This is a genomic window from Glaciihabitans tibetensis, from assembly GCF_003003265.1.
Lineage (GTDB): Bacteria > Actinomycetota > Actinomycetes > Actinomycetales > Microbacteriaceae > Glaciihabitans > Glaciihabitans tibetensis.
In genome coordinates, this window is record NZ_PVTL01000014.1 from 1 (window position 1) to 18,407 (window position 18,407).

19 protein-coding genes are annotated in these 18,407 nt (G+C 66.8%); 13 read left to right on the forward strand and 6 right to left on the reverse strand.

From position 1 onward, the window contains the following. Nucleotides 1–206: 206 nt before the first annotated feature. Nucleotides 207–1,199, reverse strand: coding sequence for an LLM class flavin-dependent oxidoreductase (locus B0I08_RS17310; protein WP_106215175.1), 993 nt, complete (start codon nucleotides 1,197–1,199; stop codon nucleotides 207–209). Between the two features lie 527 nt (nucleotides 1,200–1,726). Between B0I08_RS17310 and B0I08_RS17315 the strand changes: the two genes are divergently transcribed. Then, a complete protein-coding gene (locus tag B0I08_RS17315) occupies nucleotides 1,727–2,383 on the forward strand; it encodes a histidine phosphatase family protein (protein WP_106215177.1) in 657 nt (218 codons plus the stop codon). After that, nucleotides 2,355–3,374, forward strand: a complete 1,020-nt coding sequence (locus B0I08_RS17320) for an EamA family transporter (RefSeq protein WP_245884879.1) — start codon at nucleotides 2,355–2,357, stop codon at nucleotides 3,372–3,374. Before B0I08_RS17315 ends, B0I08_RS17320 begins: the two co-directional genes overlap by 29 nt. Here the strand turns inward: B0I08_RS17320 and mshD are convergent. Both mshD and B0I08_RS17330 read right to left on the reverse strand, forming a co-directional pair. Continuing rightward, entirely contained in the window at nucleotides 3,339–4,211 is an 873-nt protein-coding gene (gene mshD / locus B0I08_RS17325; RefSeq protein ID WP_181243479.1) for a mycothiol synthase, read from the reverse strand. The genes B0I08_RS17320 and mshD overlap by 36 nt on opposite strands. 52 nt (nucleotides 4,212–4,263) lie before the next feature. Then, nucleotides 4,264–4,950, reverse strand: coding sequence for a response regulator transcription factor (locus B0I08_RS17330; RefSeq protein ID WP_106215181.1), 687 nt, complete (start codon nucleotides 4,948–4,950; stop codon nucleotides 4,264–4,266). Nucleotides 4,951–5,004: 54 nt separating this feature from the next. Between B0I08_RS17330 and B0I08_RS17335 the strand changes: the two genes are divergently transcribed. The 4 genes from B0I08_RS17335 to B0I08_RS17350 all read left to right on the forward strand — a co-directional run bounded on the left by B0I08_RS17335 (nucleotide 5,005) and on the right by B0I08_RS17350 (nucleotide 8,284). Continuing rightward, the gene (locus B0I08_RS17335) at nucleotides 5,005–5,265 is read left to right on the forward strand and encodes a hypothetical protein (protein WP_106215183.1); all 261 of its coding nucleotides are present in this window, start codon (nucleotides 5,005–5,007) and stop codon (nucleotides 5,263–5,265) included. Nucleotides 5,266–5,403: 138 nt separating this feature from the next. Next, nucleotides 5,404–6,000, forward strand: a complete 597-nt coding sequence (locus B0I08_RS17340) for a heme-binding beta-barrel domain-containing protein (RefSeq protein ID WP_106215185.1) — start codon at nucleotides 5,404–5,406, stop codon at nucleotides 5,998–6,000. 109 nt (nucleotides 6,001–6,109) lie between these two features. Further along, nucleotides 6,110–7,153 carry a CAF17-like 4Fe-4S cluster assembly/insertion protein YgfZ gene (ygfZ, locus tag B0I08_RS17345; RefSeq protein WP_106215211.1) on the forward strand — a complete coding sequence of 348 codons (1,044 nt, stop codon included), beginning with the start codon at nucleotides 6,110–6,112 and terminating at the stop codon, nucleotides 7,151–7,153. A gap of 9 nt (nucleotides 7,154–7,162) precedes the next feature. Further along, nucleotides 7,163–8,284: an FUSC family protein gene (locus tag B0I08_RS17350; RefSeq protein WP_106215187.1), complete on the forward strand. Its 1,122-nt coding sequence runs from the start codon at nucleotides 7,163–7,165 to the stop codon at nucleotides 8,282–8,284. Nucleotides 8,285–8,296: 12 nt separating this feature from the next. Here B0I08_RS17350 and B0I08_RS17355 read toward each other — a convergent pair whose 3' ends face one another. Further along, nucleotides 8,297–9,073: a class I SAM-dependent methyltransferase gene (locus tag B0I08_RS17355; RefSeq protein ID WP_106215189.1), complete on the reverse strand. Its 777-nt coding sequence runs from the start codon at nucleotides 9,071–9,073 to the stop codon at nucleotides 8,297–8,299. Nucleotides 9,074–9,174: 101 nt separating this feature from the next. Between B0I08_RS17355 and B0I08_RS17360 the strand changes: the two genes are divergently transcribed. After that, nucleotides 9,175–9,930 carry a phosphoglyceromutase gene (locus B0I08_RS17360; RefSeq protein ID WP_106215191.1) on the forward strand — a complete coding sequence of 252 codons (756 nt, stop codon included), beginning with the start codon at nucleotides 9,175–9,177 and terminating at the stop codon, nucleotides 9,928–9,930. Between the two features lie 140 nt (nucleotides 9,931–10,070). Here the strand turns inward: B0I08_RS17360 and phoU are convergent, their stop codons facing one another. Continuing rightward, nucleotides 10,071–10,724 (reverse strand): phosphate signaling complex protein PhoU, encoded by a 654-nt coding sequence (phoU, locus tag B0I08_RS17365; protein WP_106215193.1) that lies wholly within the window; start codon nucleotides 10,722–10,724, stop codon nucleotides 10,071–10,073. A 166-nt stretch (nucleotides 10,725–10,890) separates the two neighbouring features. Between phoU and B0I08_RS17370 the strand changes: the two genes are divergently transcribed. Next, nucleotides 10,891–12,042, forward strand: coding sequence for a sensor histidine kinase (locus B0I08_RS17370; RefSeq protein ID WP_106215195.1), 1,152 nt, complete (start codon nucleotides 10,891–10,893; stop codon nucleotides 12,040–12,042). Next, nucleotides 12,039–12,719, forward strand: coding sequence for a response regulator transcription factor (locus tag B0I08_RS17375; protein WP_106215197.1), 681 nt, complete (start codon nucleotides 12,039–12,041; stop codon nucleotides 12,717–12,719). The genes B0I08_RS17370 and B0I08_RS17375 overlap by 4 nt, the downstream gene beginning before the upstream one ends. Before the next feature lie 147 nt (nucleotides 12,720–12,866). Here B0I08_RS17375 and B0I08_RS17380 read toward each other — a convergent pair whose 3' ends face one another. Continuing rightward, entirely contained in the window at nucleotides 12,867–13,388 is a 522-nt protein-coding gene (locus B0I08_RS17380) for a DNA modification methylase (protein ID WP_146134473.1), read from the reverse strand. A 138-nt stretch (nucleotides 13,389–13,526) separates the two neighbouring features. Here B0I08_RS17380 and B0I08_RS17385 point away from each other — a divergent pair, with 138 nt between their 5' ends. From B0I08_RS17385 to rlmB, 4 genes are read left to right on the forward strand one after another with little or no spacing between them, the layout of a single operon-like run. Next, a complete protein-coding gene (locus B0I08_RS17385) occupies nucleotides 13,527–14,066 on the forward strand; it encodes a CarD family transcriptional regulator (protein ID WP_106215201.1) in 540 nt (179 codons plus the stop codon). A gap of 45 nt (nucleotides 14,067–14,111) precedes the next feature. Then, complete coding sequence (gene ispD / locus B0I08_RS17390) at nucleotides 14,112–15,425, forward strand: 2-C-methyl-D-erythritol 4-phosphate cytidylyltransferase (RefSeq protein WP_106215203.1); 1,314 nt, start codon at nucleotides 14,112–14,114, stop codon at nucleotides 15,423–15,425. 58 nt (nucleotides 15,426–15,483) lie between these two features. Then, nucleotides 15,484–16,902, forward strand: a complete 1,419-nt coding sequence (gene cysS, locus B0I08_RS17395; protein WP_106215205.1) for a cysteine--tRNA ligase — start codon at nucleotides 15,484–15,486, stop codon at nucleotides 16,900–16,902. Then, a complete protein-coding gene (gene rlmB, locus B0I08_RS17400; protein WP_106215207.1) occupies nucleotides 16,899–18,053 on the forward strand; it encodes a 23S rRNA (guanosine(2251)-2'-O)-methyltransferase RlmB in 1,155 nt (384 codons plus the stop codon). Before cysS ends, rlmB begins: the two co-directional genes overlap by 4 nt. Nucleotides 18,054–18,407 lie beyond the last annotated feature (354 nt).

An 18,407-nucleotide genomic window follows, 5' to 3' on the forward strand; every position in this document is an offset into this window, starting at 1 on the left:
CCGGGGATTGCACTGCGCGCCCGACCGGTGCTGGTTGCTGAACTGACGCCCGCGGCATCCCACCATCGGCGAAATCGTTGCACAACTTATGTCGCCTCGCCTCGAGGGCCGGCGACGATTTTCGGACAACGAGCGCGGGCGAAGCGGCCCAGAGCCCAGAGCCCAGAGCTTAGAACTCACGGTCTCAGTGCCTCACTGCCGCAGAACTACAAGATGCGAGCGAACGAGTCGAGTGCGGCCATCGGGTCCGGGTCCGCCGGCGTGAGCACCACACTCGTTGCCCCTGCGGCTCCCAGCTCGGCAATGCGGGCCCGCACGCGGTCGGGCGTCCCGACGAGGGCGAGCTGGTCGACCCACTCGTCGGGCATCGCGGACACAAAGTCCTGGCGCGACGCGGAACGCTCGCGGAGGGCGGCCAGTTCGGCGGCGAATGCAAGCGGGGCGATGTGCGGCGTCCAGTCGGACTCGCCAATCCATTCAAGGGCGGGGCGCGCGAGTGCCCGGGCCACGTCTGGATCATCGTCGATCGCGGCCACGTTGTAGGCGACAACTTGATGCACCGGGGCCGGCTGGTGTACCTGCGTTGCCGTGGCGCGCTCCACACCCACGGAAATGTGCGCGAGGGCGGCGGTGATGTACTCGGGAGTGACGGGTTCCGCGAGAATCGTCCCGTCCGCGTGCTCGCCGGACACCGCGAGAGATTTCGGCCCGCGCACTCCCGCCAGCACGGGCGGGGCAATCCGGGGTGCAGCTTCGAGCTCGACGCCGTCCAGCTTCACGTACCGCCCGTCTACCGAGACATTCTCGCCCCGCAGGATCGCGCGTATCGTCGCCAGCTGCTCGGCGAGCACGGTCAGCGGACTCGCGACCGCAGCCCCCACCTGCTTCATCCACACCGGCATGCCGTGTCCGATCCCCAGCACGATCCGTCCGGGGTACAGTTCCGCAAGAGTCGCCACCTCGAGGCTCGTGAACACCGGATTGCGCGCGCCAGCGGGGAGAATCCCGATGCCCACGACGATCCGCGTCGTCGACGCGAGCACCGCCGCCGCCTGCGCGATGCCGCCGCGGAAAAAGCAGTCCTCCACCACCCACAGCTCATCGAATCCGAGCGCCTCGGCCTTCTGCGCATAGGGCACGAGATGATGAATCGGGATGTCGCGGGGCAGCAGCACCCCCACAAGCGGTGAACGCGTCATTGGTTTCTCCTGGGGCTGGGGTGATGCTCACCTGGACATGTCGACTTCGCGGCGTCGGCGACTTCTCCCATCATGGCGTCGAGCAGGCGTGCCGTCGCGGTGTCGAAGGGTTTTCAGAGCCGCGACTTCTGCGCAATTTGCAACGATTCTTGACACTTCGCTCGCCCTTGCGCTGCGGCGAGGCTGAAGTGTCAGGTCTAGTCGGAAGATCGCGCGCCACGACGACAAATCAAGTCACTTCGAGTGCCATGATCGACGAATCGTGGCACTTCAGCTGGACCGTGTGAGCGGGGGTCGACGAGTCGTGGCACTTCACGCGCGCGGTAGGAGCGCGGATTCGGACAGCCAACAAGACGTGACACCTCACCGTGGGAGGAAGCCGCCGCCCACGCCCGATACGCTCGGAGGGACGAGGATTCGCGCAGTTAGGGTCGGCGAGACACGACCAAGCAACGCGACCAAGCAACGCGACCGAGTCCACGACCAGATAACACGACGACGCACCAGAACCACAGCAAGGGGGAGTCATGCGGTTGTTGCTCATCCGTCACGGCCAGACACCGGCCAACGTGATCGGTTCACTCGACACCACGATCCCGGGCCCGGGCCTCACCGAGCTCGGCTACGAGCAGGCTGCCGCCGTTCCTGGAGCACTCGCGGGGGAGCGGATCGACGCGATCTACGCCTCTGTGCAGGTGCGCAGCCAGCTGACGGCTGAGCCGCTGGTGCGCGAGCGCGGGCTCCCGCTGCAGGTACGCCCGGGGATTCGCGAGATCTCGTCCGGGCACTTGGAGGGCAACACCGACGTCGAGTCGCAAGAGTTCTACCTGTCGACGATGGTTGCCTGGGTCGAGGGCGACTTCGCGCGAGAGATTCCCGGCGGTGAAAGTGCTGCCGACGTTTTCGCGCGCTACAACGAGGTCATCGGTGAGGCGTACGAAGCGGGGCAAAGCTCTATTGCGATGGTGTCTCACGGCGCCGTCATCCGCACCTGGGCCGGATATCACGCTCACAATCTGGGCGCACAGTTCGTCGCGCGAACCCCGCTGCACAACACGGGGATCGTGGTGGTGGAGGGATCCCCGGAGCACGGGTGGAGCGCCGTATCGTACATGGGCGAGGCGGTCGGCGGGCTCGCCCTCGATGACGGCACCAATGCCGGTCCCGCTTCGCGCACGCAATGACCGCAAACGCAATGACCACGCACGCAATGACCGCAAACGCAATGACCACGCGCGCAACGACCGCAAACGCAATGACCGCGACCCGCACCCGCGCGAGCCAGCCCCGATGACGCGCGTCCCCGCGTTCGTCCTCGTGCTCGCGGCGATCCTGTCCGTCCAGTTCGGGGCGGGGCTCGCGCGCACCCAGTTCGACGCCGTCGGGCCGCTCGGCGCGACCTTCCTCCGGCTGGTGTTCGGCGCGACGATCCTGCTGCTGATCCTGCGGCCGAAACTCGGCAGCTGGGGCAGGCGCAAGTGGCTCGCGGCTACCGTGCTCGGCGTAGCGCTCGCCGGGATGAACTCCATGATCTACCTCGCGTTCGAGTCGATTCCGCTCGGGGTGGCGGTGACGATCGAGTTCCTCGGCCCGCTCGTGCTGTCGTTGGCCCTGTCCCGCCGTATCGTGGACGTGCTGTGGGCTTTGCTCGCTCTCACCGGCGTCGTTTTGCTCGGCCTCGAGGGATTCTCCGGTGGCTCCGTTGCGGTGATCGGCCTGCTTTTCGCCGCCGGGGCCGGTGCGTTCTGGGCCCTGTATATTCTTTCCAGCGCGCGGGTCGGACGCGAGATCGCGGGCCTCGACGGCCTCGCCGTGGCTCTTGCCATCGCCGCGGTGATCAGCGCCCCGTTCGGGTTTGCCGGAGCAAGCCAGGCCTTCGGTTCGCCGCGCGTGCTGCTGATTTTCGTCGGCGTCGCGGTGCTGTCGAGCGTGCTGCCGTACGCGCTCGAGATGATCGCGCTCCGCCGCCTGCCCACGCGCGTCTTCGGCATCCTCTCCAGCCTCGGACCGGCCGCCGCGGCGCTGGCCGGCCTGCTCGTCCTCGGCGAAAGCCTGGGCTGGCGCGAAATCGTTGCTCTCGTGCTTGTGATGACGGCCAGCGTCGGCGTCACCCTCGCGCGAGGGCAGTCAGCGCGAGCGTCAGCGCGCAGGCGCCCGGTACTGAATATCGATTGAGTCGTTGTCAAAACCGAGCGACCGGTAGAGCCGCACTGCCGCCGTGTTGTCACCCTCGACATATAAATGAGCCGAGCGGATGCCGCGGTGCCGCAGTCGCGCGAGCCCGGCCACGGTGAGCCGTCGTCCAAGCCCGGCGCCCTGACTGTCGGGATCGATGCCGACGACGTAGAACTCGCCACCGGAGGCATCCACCTTCAACCAGCAATAGCCCACGATGTGGCCGCCGTCGCGCGCAAGCAGGAAGTCATCCGCGCGAAACCACTCCTCGCGCAGCAGCTCGTCGAGGTCGGTGCCGGTGACGCGGCCCTGCTCGGGGTGGTGGGCGAAGGCACGGGCGTTGAGCGCGAGCCACTCGGTCTCGTCCCGGCCGACGACGAAGGTGTCGATTGTGACACCGGACGATGTGCCCGAACCGGCTGGCGAGCCAGTGCCTGACGACGGTGCCGCGGCGGGAGATGACGTTATTGCGAGGTCGAGGCGCAGGTGCAGGAGTTCGCGGACTGCCTCGAGCGAGTGACTGCGGGCGAGGGCGCGCGCGGCGGGGTGATCGCCGTGCGCCCAGATGAGGAGCTCGCCCGGAGCCTCGGCCAGTAGCCGGTCGAGCAGCGCGGTGCCGAGTCCGCGGCCGCGCTCGGCGGGATCCACCACGAACTCGGCCTCGTCCACAGACGCCAGCGCGGCGGCATGCTGGTCGATGGCGACGAGCGCGCGGGCTCCGGTGCGGAGGTCGACCAGGGACTGGTCGGAGAACGGCGGCTGGCCATCTGCCTGTCGAGCTCGCGCGATCAGGTCGGCGAGCCAGGCGGGGGTGTTCGTCGCGGGGGTGCTAGTCAAGGGGGTCTTAGCCAATGCGGGTGTTAGTCACGGGTGTTAGCCAATGCGGGTGTTAGCCGATGGCGGACGAGCGGTCGTTGTCGTCTTCGTACACGTTAAACCGGTAGCCGACGTTGCGCACGGTGCCGATGAGCGACTCGAGGTCGCCAAGCTTGGCCCGCAGGCGCCGCACGTGCACGTCGACCGTGCGGGTACCGCCGAAGTAGTCGTAGCCCCAGACTTCACTGAGCAGCTGCTCGCGGGTGAAGACGCGAGAGGGGTGTGTTGCGAAGAACCGCAACAGCTCGAACTCCTTGAAGGTCAGGTCGAGCGGGCGGCCGTGCACCTTGGCTGAGTAGCTGGCTTCGTCGATGACAACGCCAGATGCCTGGATCTTCGAGCTGGACTTGTCCTGCACCATCCGGCCGATGACCAGGCGAATGCGCGCATCGACCTCGGCTGGCCCGGCCGATTCCAGGATGACGTCGTCGACGCCCCAGTCGGCGCTCACCGCGGTCAACCCACCCTCGGTGAGGATCAGCATCAGCGGAACGTTCAGCCCGGTGGTGTTGAGGATCTTGCAAAGCGACTTCGCGCTGGCGAGGTCCTGGCGGCCATCGACGAAGATCAGGTCACACGTGGGCGCGCTGATGAGAGAAGCGGGCGAGGCAGGGATCTGCCGCGTCTTGTGGCTCAATAGCCCCAACGACGGAAGGACCTCTTTGTCGACCGCAGAGGTCAAGATCAACAACTGCGCCACAGGTGTCCTCCAAAGTGCGTGTTGCACAGTCTACAAGCGCCTTAACATAGACACGTGACGTACAAGGTAGCCAGTATCGCTCCGGTGTGGATTTTTGCCATCGCCGGGTCAATTCTTGTCGGGATTTTGTCCCCTGCCGACGAATACTTCACCTGGGTTTCGATGGTGTTCGCCGTCGCCACCATAGCGGCCTTCGGCATCCAATTGTTTGTACCGGTGCAAGAGGGCCTCGTGATGCGCCTCATGGCCAGCGTGGGGGGCACCGTAATAATTCTTGCGCTCGCCACCGCGGTTCTCGCCCTGCTCCCCGCATAGAGCCGCCCTCACCGCATAGAATTGCACAATGCTGCTCGCCCTTGAACTCTTCTACATCGGCCTTCTTGGTCTGGCGTCCCTCGGGATCGGCTGGGTATCCGTTGTTGTGCTCTACAACCTGTACCGAGGCCAGCGGTAGTGATCGACCTCGACGCGAGCCTGCCGTCGGAGCTAGTGCCTCTCTCCTGGCTCCTCGGAGTGTGGGAAGGAACGGGAGTTGTCAATTACTCTCTGGACGACGGCACCCTGAACCACGAGTTTGGCCAGCGACTGTCCTTCAGCCACGACGGCCTTCCCTACCTGAACTACACGTCGTACACCTGGCTTCTCGACGACAACCTGACCCCCCTGGTTACGGAGACCGGCTACTGGCGCCTCAGCCGCCCTGCCGCGGACGGCGACCCGGGCCCCGGCATGCTGCCGCCGATTGCGGGCCCGCCCTTCCCGACCACCGAGTCGGTCGAAGCGCTGCGCAACGACGACGGCGGCTTTGACATCGAGGTCTCGCTTGTGCACCCCAGCGGCATCAGCGAGTTGTATCTCGGCCAGGTGAAGGGTCCGCGAATCGACCTGGCAACGGACGCCGTGATGCGCACCGCCATGGCCAAGGAGTACGCCGCGGCGACCCGGCTCTACGGTCTCGTCGACAGCCACCTGCTCTGGGCGTGGGACATCGCCGCGCTCGGCCAGGACCTCCGCACCCACTCCTCAGGACGGCTCGCCCGTGTCGACTGACCCGGCGTCGACTGACCCCGCTTCGACCGACCTCGTCTCGACTGACCCGGCGTCGACCGAACCAGCTCCCGCAGACCGCGCACGCGGCTTCGAGGCGAAGCCCGGCGCCATCGGCAGTCCGCCCCAGCACTACGGCAACCCGCTGCACGAGCAGCGCCTGCTTGCGGAAGGCACCGCGGTTGTTGACCTTTCTGACCGTGCGGTGCTGACCGTCACCGGCCCGGACCGGCTGAGCTGGATCGATTCGCTGACCTCGCAGGCGGTCGCGAAGCTGCAGCCCGGCGAATCCGCGGAGACCCTCCTGCTCGACCCCGCCGGCCGGCTCGAGTACGCGGTGCGGCTGCTGGACGACGGTGTCAGCACCTGGCTTCTGCTTGAGGCCACCGAGGGCGCTGCCCTGCACACCTGGCTCGACCGCATGCGGTTTATGCTCCGGGTTGAGGTTGCCGACCGTTCCGCCGAGTTCGCCACCATCGGAACCCTCGGCAGCCCGTCACTTGCGCCGGCCGCGCCCAACGGCATTGCTCTGCACTGGCGGGACCCGTGGAGTGCCGTGGTGACTGGGGGGCATCAGTACTCGACGGCACAGCGGCATCCGTCTGCCGACTGGACCTACAGCGAGCTGCTCATTGACCGCGCCGCCCTGCCGGAGGCCGCAGCCCTGCCCGCTGCGGGCACCCTGGCGCTCGAAGCCCTGCGGATCGCGGCGTGGCGACCGCGCCGGGCGACCGAGGTTGACGAACGCACGATCCCGCACGAGCTGGACTGGCTGCGCTCTGCCGTGCACCTCAGCAAGGGCTGCTACCGCGGTCAGGAAACCGTCGCGAAGGTGCACAACCTCGGACATCCGCCGCGTCGACTGGTACTGCTGCACCTCGATGGTTCGGAGGGAGTTCTTCCGGTGCACGGCGACATCGTGCTCGCCGGCGACAAGGAGGTGGGCAGCATCACCTCCGCCGCGCTGCACTACGAGCTCGGGCCGATCGCGCTCGCGGTGGTGAAGCGCAGCGTCGATCCGGCGCTCGACCTCGTCGTGACAGCGGGCGATCCGGCCATTCAGATCGCCGCGGCTCAAGAAGTCATCGTGCCCCCGGATGCGGGTGCGGAAGCGAACGTTCCCCGCCTGCCCCGTCTCGGCGCCGTGCGACGCTGACCCCGTCCGATGCCGAGGAAGCCAAAGGCACCGGTCGACGCACTTCGTCGCTTCGAGCGACGCATAAAGGTGCGCCTCGACGCCAAGGTCGCGATCACGCGCGTCGCGGCCTCCATCCCTGCCGCCGCCCAGATCGTGGTGGCGGTGCTCGCCAGCTACGCCTTTTCGCACTACGTGCTCGGCCACGCCTCTCCGCTGCTGTCGATCACGGTGGTGATCGCCGCCCTCGGGTTCGGACGGGACGCGCGCCCGCGCCGCGTGCTCGACACCGTGGTCGGGATCCTCGTGGGCATCCTGTTCAGCGAGGTGCTGTTCACCCTCCTCGGCTGGGGAATCTGGCAGATCGCCGTCATCCTGATGCTCACACTGCTGCTGGCGAGGCTCATTTCGCCGAGCGCCGCCTTTGCCGCGGCCGCCGGGGTGCAGGCGATGCTGGTGATGCTCCTGCCGCCACCCGGCGGGGGAGTGCTCAGCCGGAGCGTCGACGGGCTGGTCGGCGGCATCGTCGCATTGCTCGTCACCGCCCTCATTCCGCGGGATCCGCGCGGCATCGCCCGTCGCGATGCGCGGCGCCTGACATCCGCCCTGGGTGAATCACTCGACGCGCTTCTTGCCGGGCTTCGTGAGGGGGATGAACCGGCCGCCAGCCTCTCCGTGGAGCGCCTGCGCCGCACTCAGGTACTCGTTGACGACTGGACCTCATCGCTGGATTCCGCGACATCCATCAGCCGTATTTCGCCCTTCCTTCGCTCCCACCTCACGGCGCTGCGGCAACAGGCCCGCGTACTGAAGGGTATGGACCTCGCCGCCAGGCACTTGCGGGTTCTGGCCCGGCGCGTGTCGTTCCTGGTGCGCGACGGTCGGCCTCGCCCGGAACTCGTCGAGCTACTCGAGCCGGTCGCCGCCGCGATCGCGCTGCTCGGCCAGAGCGTCGAACAGCCGGGACGAAGCGCGGAGGCCGCGGCAGTGCTCGAGGAGCTGGTGCCGCGGCTCAACCCGCACGCGGCTCTGCCCGACGCGCCCGTCACCGAGTCGGTGATCGTGTTGCTGCTGCGCCCGCTGGTCATCGACCTGCTGGAGGCGAGCGGACGAAGCGCCGACGACGCACGCGAACTGCTGCCGCCCGTCTGACCCGGCACAGCGTCACGCCGCCGGCGCCACCGCGGCCCAGTCCACCGTGAGCTCGCCGAGCTTCCAGCGCCGCACCGGACCGCGCACGGGCCACCCCGCCGCGCGCATACCCTCGACGGCCGCGACCCAGCGCTGCGAGGGAGCGTAGGTCGCCAGCGCCGCGTGCACGGCCCACTGGTGATCGAGCGCCGTAAGGAAGCTGTGGATGGCTTCACCCGGCACGTTGTGATGGATGAGAGCCTTCGGTAGCCGCTCGGCGACGATCGACGGTTTGTCGAGGTCCGTCAGCCGCAGGCTCACGGTCAGTGACTGGGGGCCCGCGGCCGTGACATCCACCCAGCTGCTCACCCGTCCTATCTCGTTGCAGGTGCCCTCGATCAGCACACCCCCGGGTTGCAGGCGCGACACCATCCGGTCCCAGGCGGCGGGTACCTCGTCTTCGTTGTACTGCCGCAGCACGTTGAAGGCGCGGATCACGGTCGCGCGTCGACCCGTCGGCAGCGGCACCTCGAAGCCGCCGCGACGGAAACTGACGCCGGGCACCGCAGACAGCGATGCCACCCGCACCCGCTCGGGTTCGATCTCGATGCCGATGACTTCCACGTCCGCGCGCGTGCGCGACAGCCGCGCGTGCAGTTCGAGCGGAGTCGTTGCGCTCGCCCCGTAGCCGAGGTCGACCACGAGCGGGTCGGTCGCGCGGCGCAGGGCCGGAAGTGCGGAGATCCAGCGGTCCACCCGGCGCAGACGGTTCGTGCCCGTCGTTCCCCGCGTTACGCGCCCCTCCGCCATCCCCCAATTATCGCCGGATATTCATCGAGCGGATGCCGCGGGGCCCACCCACGGGACCTTTATCCCCATTGCGTGCGCGACGCACCTCGTAAGCTGAGCGTATGACTTACACGCTTATTTTGCTGCGCCACGGCAACTCGGATTGGAACCAGAAGAACCTCTTCACGGGATGGGTGGATGTGAGGCTGAGCGACCAGGGTGTCGCCGAGGCCAACCGCGCCGGCGAACTGCTCGCCGAGTCGGGTTTGAAGCCCGAAATCCTGTACACCAGCGTGCTCACCCGCGCGATCCAGACCGCCAACATCGCGCTCGACGTCGCCGACCGTGCGTGGATCCCGGTGAAGCGCTCCTGGCGCCTCAACGAGCGCCACTACGGAGCCCTGCAGGGACTCGACAAGGCCGAGACCCTCGAGAAGTTCGGCCAGGAGAAGTTCATGGAGTGGCGCCGCAGCTTCGACGTGCCGCCGCCCGTGCTGGCCGATGACGCCGAGTACAGCCAGGTTGGCGACGAGCGTTACGCCGACATTGACGGTGAGCTGCCCCGCACCGAGTCCCTCAAGCTGGTCATCGACCGCATGCTGCCGTACTGGGAGTCCGACATCCAGGTCGACCTCGCCGCGGGCAAGACCGTGCTCGTCACCGCCCACGGCAACTCGCTGCGCGCGCTCATCAAGCACCTCGACGGCATCAGCGACGGAGAGATCTCCGAGCTGAACGTTCCCACCGGAATCCCGCTGGTGTACGAGCTCGACGAGAACTTCGTTCCGATCAAGCCGCGCTACTACCTCGACCCGGAGGCCGCAGAGGCCGGGGCCGCCGCAGTCGCTGCGCAGGGTGGCAAGATCGCCGCGAAGTAGCACCCTTCCGCACAACGACAACGCCCGCCACGGTCTCCCCGAAAGGAGCCCGCGGCGGGCGTTGTTGTGTTTGCGGCTGTTCGCGACTCGCGAAGGCTGTGAGGCCCGGAGGCGTGCGCAGGCCGTGAGGCCCGGAGGCGCTAGAGGGCTACGGGGATCCAGTCGCCGGTGGCGAGGTACTGCACCTTCTTGGCGATGGAGACCGCGTGGTCGGCGAATCGCTCGTGGTAGCGGGAGGCGAGGGTGGCATCGACGGTGTCCACCGCTGCGCCCTTCCAGGTCTCGCCGAGGACCTTGTCGAACACGCTGAGGTGCAGCGCGTCGATGCGGTCGTCGTCGTTGCGGATCTCTTCGGCGAGGCTCACGTCTTCGGTGCGCAGCAGCTCGACAAGCTTCTTCGCGATGGCGACGTCGAGGGCGCCGAGCTCGGAGAACGTTCCACGCAGGCTCTTCGGCACAACCTTGTCGGGGAAGCGGTAGCGAGCCAGCTGGGCGATGTGCTCGGCCATGTCACCCATGCGCTCGAGCGAGGCGGAGATACGCAGCGCGCTCACAACGATTCGCAGGTCGCGGGCGACGGGCTGCTGGCGAGCCAGGATGTTGATGGCGAGCTCGTCGAGCTCCTGCGCCAGTACGTCGATCTTGTCGTCATCGGCGATGACGTTCTCGGCAAGGGACACGTTCGACTCGTTGAAGGCGCGTGTGGCGTTCTCCATCGACGTGGCGACGAGAGCCGCGATCTCGACGAGGCGTTCCTGCACCTCTTGGAGCTCCTGCTGGAATACTTCGCGCATGTTGTAGATCCCTTTCGCAGCGGGTGTGCCGAATCCCGCACAGTTGAGGCCACACTGCCCGGGCCGGATGAACGGCGGGTGGACTGGCACTGAACAGTGGCCGAAGTGCAAGGCCACAGTAGGCGCGCAGTCAAGCCAGCCTCAAGTAGTAACTAATCTAGTCGGTATGGACTCCGCCCTGCTGGTGCCGTTGTCGCTGGCTTTCGGAGTTGTGGTCGGCGCGGGCATTGTGATGATCGTTGTGCTCGCCGCCCGCCGAGGGCAGCGAGCCGTGCGTGTGGCGACGGCCGGAGTGCCCGATGGCGTTGACCAGGTCATCGAGGTTCTGGAATCCGCCGGAGTGGTCCTCGACCCTTCCAACACAGTGCTGAAAGCGTCGCCCGGCGCCTTCGCTCTCGGGCTGGTTTCTAACCACGCGTTGGTGCACCCGGAGCTGGTGGCCCTGGTCGACAAGGTTCGCCGGTTGGGCGAGCCGCTCTCGCACTCGCTGACCATCGCGCGCGGGCCTTTCGGCGACGCCCAGGTGTACCTGGTTGTGCGGGTTGCCCGGCTCGGTGCGCGCTACGTGCTGCTACTGGCCGAGGACCGCACCGACAGCGTTCGGCTCGACGAGGTTCGCAAGGACTTCATCGCCAACATCAGTCACGAACTGAAGACGCCCATCGGCGCGGTGGGGCTCCTCGCCGAAGCCCTCGACAGCGCCTCGGATGACCCCGTGCAGGTGCGCAAGTTCGCCACGCAGCTGACCCGTGAGGCGGACCGGCTCGCGAAGATCACCCTGGAGATCATCGAGCTGTCTCGCCTACAGGGCATTGACGCCCTCGCTAACCCGTCACGCGTGTCGATCGACCAGGTGGTCGCCAACGCGATCGACCAGAACCGGGTCGCCGCCGAGGCCAGCAACATCTCGATCGTGACCCGCAAGCCGAGCGGCGCGAAGGTGCTGGGAGACGAACCACTGCTGGTGGTCGCCCTGCACAACCTCATCGCGAACGCGATCCAGTACTCCCCGGACAACTCGCGAATCGGAATCGGCGTGAGCAACATCAACCACACGATCGAGATCGCGGTCACCGACCAGGGAATCGGAATACCGGAGGACGAGCGTGACAGGGTATTTGAGCGATTCTTCCGAATCGATCCAGCGCGCAGCCGCAACACGGGCGGCTCTGGCCTTGGCCTCAGTATTGTGAAGCATGTAGTTCAAAATCACGGCGGCGATATTCGTGTCTGGTCCCAACCGGGCAAGGGTTCGACGTTCACTATTCGATTGCCAGAAGCAGCCAACGCTTCAACCAGCTCGGGAGCAGACCAGTGACCAGAATCCTTATTGTCGAAGACGAGTCTTCGCTGAGCGAACCGCTCGCGTTCCTCCTCGGGCGCGAGGGCTACGACACCACAATCGCTGACGACGGGCTCGCGGCGGTTGCAGAATTCGAGCGCAACGGCAGCGACCTGGTTCTGCTCGACCTCATGCTGCCCGGACTGTCCGGCACCGAGGTGTGCCGGGAGATCCGCTCACGATCGAACGTGCCGATCATCATGCTGACCGCAAAAGACAGCGAGGTCGATATCGTTGTCGGTCTCGAACTCGGTGCAGACGACTACGTGACGAAGCCCTACTCGACGCGGGAGCTGCTCGCCCGTATCCGCGCGATCCTTCGTCGCCGCATCGAGGATGACGACGTGCAGGAGTTGATCCTGGAGTCGGGATCGGTGCGAATGGATGTCGAGAGGCACGCCGTCACCGTCGGTGGCAAAGAGACCGCGATGCCACTGAAAGAGTTCGAACTGCTCGAGCTGCTGCTGCGCAACTCCGGCCGCGTGCTTACCCGCGGTCAGCTGATCGATCGCGTCTGGGGCGCGGACTACTTCGGCGACACGAAGACCCTCGACGTGCACATCAAGCGGATCCGCTCCAAGATCGAAGCAAAGCCGTCGGATCCGAAGATGTTGGTCACCGTGCGCGGTCTCGGCTACCGCTTCGAGGCGTAGCAGGCCACGGCGCCCGGAGCGCGGCGAACCACTCCGGGCGAGCGGCTGACCGCTCCGAGCGAGTGCCAACTACTCCGGCAGCGGCTGGCTGCTCCAAGCGAGTGCTGACTACTCCGAGCAGTGCTGACTACTCCGAACGAGTGCCGACTACTCCGAGTCAGTGGCCTCGGGCACGTCGGTGGCCTCGGGGACGAGGTCTTCGTACCCGGGCAGCGACCCGTCGAGCACGGGCACCAGCATCGTCTTTCCGGTTTCCTCGCCGTACTGCACGAACACGGGCATGAGCCCACCGAGTTCGGCGGCGGCGTCGGTGAGGATCGCTTCAGGTGAGTCTTCGCCGTTGCCGAAGGAGATGGTTTCGCCGGCCTCGAGCGGCACAACTATGCCCACATCGGTGGCCGAAGGCTCGGCGCCTTCGAAGTTGTACTGGAAGCGCACCTCGACGTCGTCCTCGCCGCTGTTGATCACGGCCATCACGAGGTTTACGGTTTCGCCGTCTTCCGTGATCGCCATGGCGTTGCGCACCTTGACGTCGCCCACGGTGGTGCTCGTTCCGTCACTCGGGTCATACGCGATCTGCGTCGCGACGGGGCTGAAGAAAGCGCAGCCGGAGGAGCCGAGCAAAACGCCGGCCGCCAGTATCGCGGATACCGCCACGCGTGATCTCACAGGAGCCTCCATCAAAGCCAAAAGTCTTAAAGCAGTTGTCGCCCCAGCCTACCGATAGGCCCTCCCGCGCGGGGGTAAGGCGACCCTAACTCCGAAAGGCGATGTGGTAAAATAATTGGTCAGTGGAAGGAGCAATTGATGCTCTTCGAGGTCGGCGAAATCGTTGTCTATCCGCACCATGGTGCGGCCACCATCATTGAGATCAAAAACCGGATCGTCCGCGGCGACGAGAAGCTGTATCTCAAGCTCAAAGTCACCCAATCGAACCTGGTGATCGAGGTGCCCGCGGCCAACATTGAGCTTGTCGGTGTGCGCGACGTCATCAACACCGACGGGGTAGCCGCCGTGTTCGAGGTCTTGCGTGCCGATTCGGTTGACGAGTCGACCAACTGGTCGCGCCGGTACAAGGCAAACGTGGAGAAACTTGCATCGGGCGACGTGCTCCGTGTCTCCGAGGTGGTTCGCGACCTCTGGCGCCGGGAGCAAGGCCGCGGGCTGTCTGCGGGCGAGAAAGCGCTCCTCGCCCGGGCGCGCCAGGTTCTGGTGTCCGAGCTGGCACTCGCGGGCAAGACGGACGAGTCGACGGTCGATACGGAGTTGGATGCGGCACTCAGCGAATCGCTTGCGGCAACACCTGCCACCGACGTCACAGCGCCCGATCGTCCGGCGGCGGGCTGATCCCGACGTCACCGACCGTTGCGGTTCGGTCGGTACGCTCGGGGGATGACTGAGAGCGTCGAGAGTGCAGCTGGGTCCGATACCGCCAAAGTGACGGCGAGTGCGAGTGCGACGGCGACGGCCAGTCCCGCGGAGACCGCGAGTCCAGCGGAGACAGCTAGTCCAGCGGACACCGCGAGTCCAGCGGCGACGGCGACTCCCGCCGCGACGGTGGGCGTCATCATCGTTGCTGCCGGCAGCGGCAGCCGACTCGGCCAGGCGCAGCCGAAAGCGTTTGTGCCGGTCGCGGGCCGCACGGTGCTCGCGCGCTGCCTCGACGGCGTGCTCGGCATGCGGGAGCCCGCGCAGGTTGTTGTGGTCGCCCCCGAGCAGTGGCGTGCCGAAGCGGTGGCCATCGCGGCCGAGGTTGCTGGCGTGGCCGCCGCCTCGGTGACCGTCGTCGTCGGCGGTGCCACCCGTCAGCTGTCCGTTGCCGCGGGGCTCGCGGTGCTCGACGACGCCGTTAGTACCGTGCTCGTGCATGATTCGGCGCGTGCCCTCACCCCGCCTGCTCTTCTGGAGTCCGTGGTTGCCGCCGTGCGGGACACCGGCGACGGCATCATCCCGGGATTGCCCGTCTCTGACACCATCAAACGCACAGAGGCGGGCCTCGCCCGAGAAACCGTGGACCGCTCGACCCTGACCGCGGTGCAGACGCCGCAGGGCTTTCCGCGGCAGCAGCTCGTCGACGCGTACAGCGCCGCCACGGAGGACTACACCGACGACGCCGCGCTGTTCGCCGCCGCGGGCCACGCCGTACGGGTCGTCGACGGAGATCCGCTCGCCTTCAAGATCACCACGCCTTGGGACCTGCGGCGTGCCGAGACGCTGGTCGACCCGGCCCCCACCTCCGTGGGCGTCCGCACGGGGATCGGTATCGATGTGCACGCGTACGAACCGTCCGCGCCGCTCTGGCTCGGCGGACTGTACTGGCCCGACGAGGTGGGCCTCGCGGGTCACAGCGACGGTGACGCCATCGCCCACGCGATCTGCGACGCCCTGCTGTCGGCGGCGGGCCTCGGAGACATCGGCGGACGCTTCGGCACCGACGACCCCCGCTTTGCCGACGCTCACGGCGAGGTGTTTTTGCGCGAGACGCTCGCGCTGGTGCTCGGAGCCGGTTATCGGGTGCACAACGTCGCGGTGCAGGTTGTCGGTAATACGCCGCGTATGTCCGCCCGCAGGCTCGAAATCGAGCAGCACCTCAGCCAGAGTCTCGGGGCCCCGGTGAGTGTGTCTGCGACCACCACAGACAGTCTCGGTTTTACGGGGCGGGGCGAGGGGCTATCTGCAATCGCCACGGCCCTGCTGGGGGTCTGAGAGTCGCCCGATCTGCCGTCCCGCCGTCAATCGGCGTGGCTATCGGTAAACTCTGCGAGTGACTATCCGGCTTTATAACACCAAAACGCAGTCTCTCGCAGACTTCGTGCCCCTCGTCGACGGTCACGTCGGGCTCTACGTGTGTGGGCCGACGGTGCAATCTTCCCCCCACATCGGCCACCTGCGCTCCGCCCTCGTCTACGATCTGTGGCGTCGCTGGCTGACGTATCGCGGCCTCGATGTGACCCTGGTGCGCAACGTCACCGACATCGACGACAAGATTTTGGTGAACGCCCAAGGCTCCTCGGAGCAGTGGTGGGCCCTCGCCTACCGCTACGAGCTCGAGTTCACCGCCGGGTACCAGCGCCTCGGCATCCTCGCCCCGACCTACGAGCCGCGCGCCACGGCCAGCATCGGCGAGATGCAGGCAATCATCGCCCGGTTGATCGAGCGCGGCCATGCCTATGCAGCAGCGGATGCCTCGGGCGACGTGTATTTCGACACCGCGAGCTGGCCCGCCTACGGAGAACTCACCCACCAGAAACCCGAAGACATGGTCGCCGCTGCCGACGCCGACCCCCGCGGAAAGCGCGAGCCGCGCGACTTTGCCCTGTGGAAGGGCGCCAAGCCGGATGAGCCCGCGTCGGCCTCGTGGCCTTCGGAGTGGGGCATGGGTCGTCCGGGGTGGCACATCGAGTGCTCTGCCATGTCCGCACGGTACCTCGGCGCCCAGTTCGACATTCACGGTGGCGGACTGGATCTGCGGTTTCCCCACCACGAGAACGAGCTTGCCCAGTCCACCGCGGCCGGCGACGCCTTCGCGAACTACTGGGTGCACAACGGTCTCGTTCACGTCAACGGACAGAAGATGTCGAAGTCGCTCGGCAACTCCATCTACGCCTCCGAGTTCCTCGATATGGCACGCCCGCTGGTCGTGCGCTACTACCTCAGTTCGGCGCACTACCGGTCGACCATTGACTATCACGATGGTGCCCTGGTCGAGGCCGAAGCCGCGCTCGAGCGGGTTGAGGTGTTCCTCACCCGTGCCGATCGAAGGCTTGCCGACACCCGTTTCGCCGGAAGTGGCGCTCCCATCATCCCCACCGCATTCGCCGAAGCAATGGACGATGACCTCGCCGTTCCGCAAGCGCTCGGGGTACTGCACGAACGCGTTCGCGCGGGCAACGCTGCCCTCGACGACGAAGATCTCGCCACCGCCGCGGCCATCCGCGGCGAGGTGACCGCGATGACCGAGGTTCTCGGCATCAACCCCCTGGCGAACGAGTGGCTCGCGTCGACGGATGAACCGTCGTCCCGTGCTCTCGGCGCCCTCGTAGAGCGGCTCATCGAGGACCGCGAACAGGCACGCAAGGCGCGGGATTTCGCCGCCGCCGACCGGATCCGCGATGAATTGACCGCAGCAGGAATTTCGATCGAAGACACACCGTCTGGATCACATTGGAGTATTGAACAGTGAAAAACGTTTCAGGAGCACGCAAGGGCCGTCCCGGCGCCGTGCGCCAAGGCAGTAACAAGGGCAAGCAGGTCGGCTCCGGCGGACAGGGACGACAGGCTCTCGAGGGCAAAAAGCCCACCCCGAAGGCGGAAGACCGCCCGTACCACCCCGCAGGAAAACGTAAAGCCGCCAACGATCGCTTCGCCGCGGCGAGCGGTCGCTCGAAGGCGCCGCGTGCCGGTGCCGACCGTGGCGATCGCGATGACCGTCCAGAATCGTCGGCCGCCGGCTCGATCCGGCGCAGCGCGAGCTCTGGCTCCGGCGCCGGTGCGTACAGCAAGTCGGGTTCCTCCAGCGGCGCCGCCCAGCGTTCGCAAGGTTCCGACCGCCAGCGCCGCGCGAAATCATCCGACGAGGTCGAGATCGTCACCGGCCGCAACTCCGTGCTCGAGGCGCTGCGGGCGAAGATCCCCGCAACGACGCTCTACGTCGCCACGCGCATCGAAATGGACGACCGCGTAAAGGAGGCCATGAAGCTGGCGACGAGCCGCGGCATCCCGATCCTCGAAGTCATGCGCCCCGAACTCGATCGCCTCGCCGGGTTCGACTCGGTACACCAGGGCCTCGCGCTTAAGGTGCCGCCGTACGAGTACGCGCACCCGATGGAGATGCTCGACCTCACGATCAGCCGTGGCCACAAGCCGCTCTTCGTTGCCCTCGATGGCATCACGGATCCGCGTAACCTCGGTGCCATCATCCGCTCCGTCGCCGCATTTGGTGGACAGGGCGTCATCGTGCCGCAGCGCCGCTCCGTGGGTCTTACCGCGTCGGCGTGGAAGACCTCCGCCGGTGCCGCCGCGCGCACGCCCGTCGCCATGGCGAGCAACCTGACCGCGACCCTGAAGGACTTCAAGGCCCGCGGCGTGTTCGTGCTCGGGCTCGCCGGGGACGGCGACATGCAGCTGCCCGAGCTGGAGCTCGCGAACGAGCCGGTTGTGCTCGTCATCGGTAGCGAGGGCAAGGGACTGTCACGCCTGGTCGCCGAGACGTGCGACGCCATCGTCTCGATCCCGATCAACGCGGCAACCGAGTCGCTCAACGCCGGAATCGCCGCCAGCGTCGCGCTCTACGAGGTGTCGCGTCTGCGTGCGATCGCGAAGGCCGCCAAGTAGGTAGCAACACTCGACGATCCACCAGCGGTTTCTCGTGGTTTCTCGTTTCTACCCTCACGCTCAACCCGGCTCCGCACCTCGTGCGGGCCGGGTTTTGTGTTTGGACGGCGGTTCGGGCCTGGCGCGGCTCGCCCTCGCCTGGCGCGACTCGCCCTCGCCTGGCGTGGTTTGGCGCGTCCTGGCGTGGTTCGGCCCCCACGACCGCCGAGCGGACACTGCACGTGGGTTACGCCCCTCGAGGACGCTCAAACCCTCGTCGAGAGGCCAGCAGCCCAGCGTCGTTGACGCTCCGTGGGGATCGAAAATATGGGGTGGTCGCCTCCCACAGCCCGCTGGCGCGGACAAACGTCGGGG

Excerpts from the sequence above, each read along its gene's own strand:
- B0I08_RS17370 (WP_106215195.1), top strand. The coding sequence starts at position 10,891 with ATGGACTCCGCCCTGCTGGTGCCGTTGTCGCTGGCTTTCGGAGTTGTG.
- B0I08_RS17315 (WP_106215177.1), top strand. The coding sequence starts at position 1,727 with ATGCGGTTGTTGCTCATCCGTCACGGCCAGACACCGGCCAACGTGATC.
- B0I08_RS17320 (WP_245884879.1), top strand. The coding sequence starts at position 2,355 with ATGCCGGTCCCGCTTCGCGCACGCAATGACCGCAAACGCAATGACCAC.
- B0I08_RS17350 (WP_106215187.1), top strand. The coding sequence starts at position 7,163 with ATGCCGAGGAAGCCAAAGGCACCGGTCGACGCACTTCGTCGCTTCGAG.
- B0I08_RS17310 (WP_106215175.1), bottom strand. The coding sequence starts at position 1,199 with ATGACGCGTTCACCGCTTGTGGGGGTGCTGCTGCCCCGCGACATCCCG.
- ispD (WP_106215203.1), top strand. The coding sequence starts at position 14,112 with ATGACTGAGAGCGTCGAGAGTGCAGCTGGGTCCGATACCGCCAAAGTG.
- B0I08_RS17360 (WP_106215191.1), top strand. The coding sequence starts at position 9,175 with ATGACTTACACGCTTATTTTGCTGCGCCACGGCAACTCGGATTGGAAC.
- B0I08_RS17355 (WP_106215189.1), bottom strand. The coding sequence starts at position 9,073 with ATGGCGGAGGGGCGCGTAACGCGGGGAACGACGGGCACGAACCGTCTG.
- phoU (WP_106215193.1), bottom strand. The coding sequence starts at position 10,724 with ATGCGCGAAGTATTCCAGCAGGAGCTCCAAGAGGTGCAGGAACGCCTC.
- B0I08_RS17385 (WP_106215201.1), top strand. The coding sequence starts at position 13,527 with ATGCTCTTCGAGGTCGGCGAAATCGTTGTCTATCCGCACCATGGTGCG.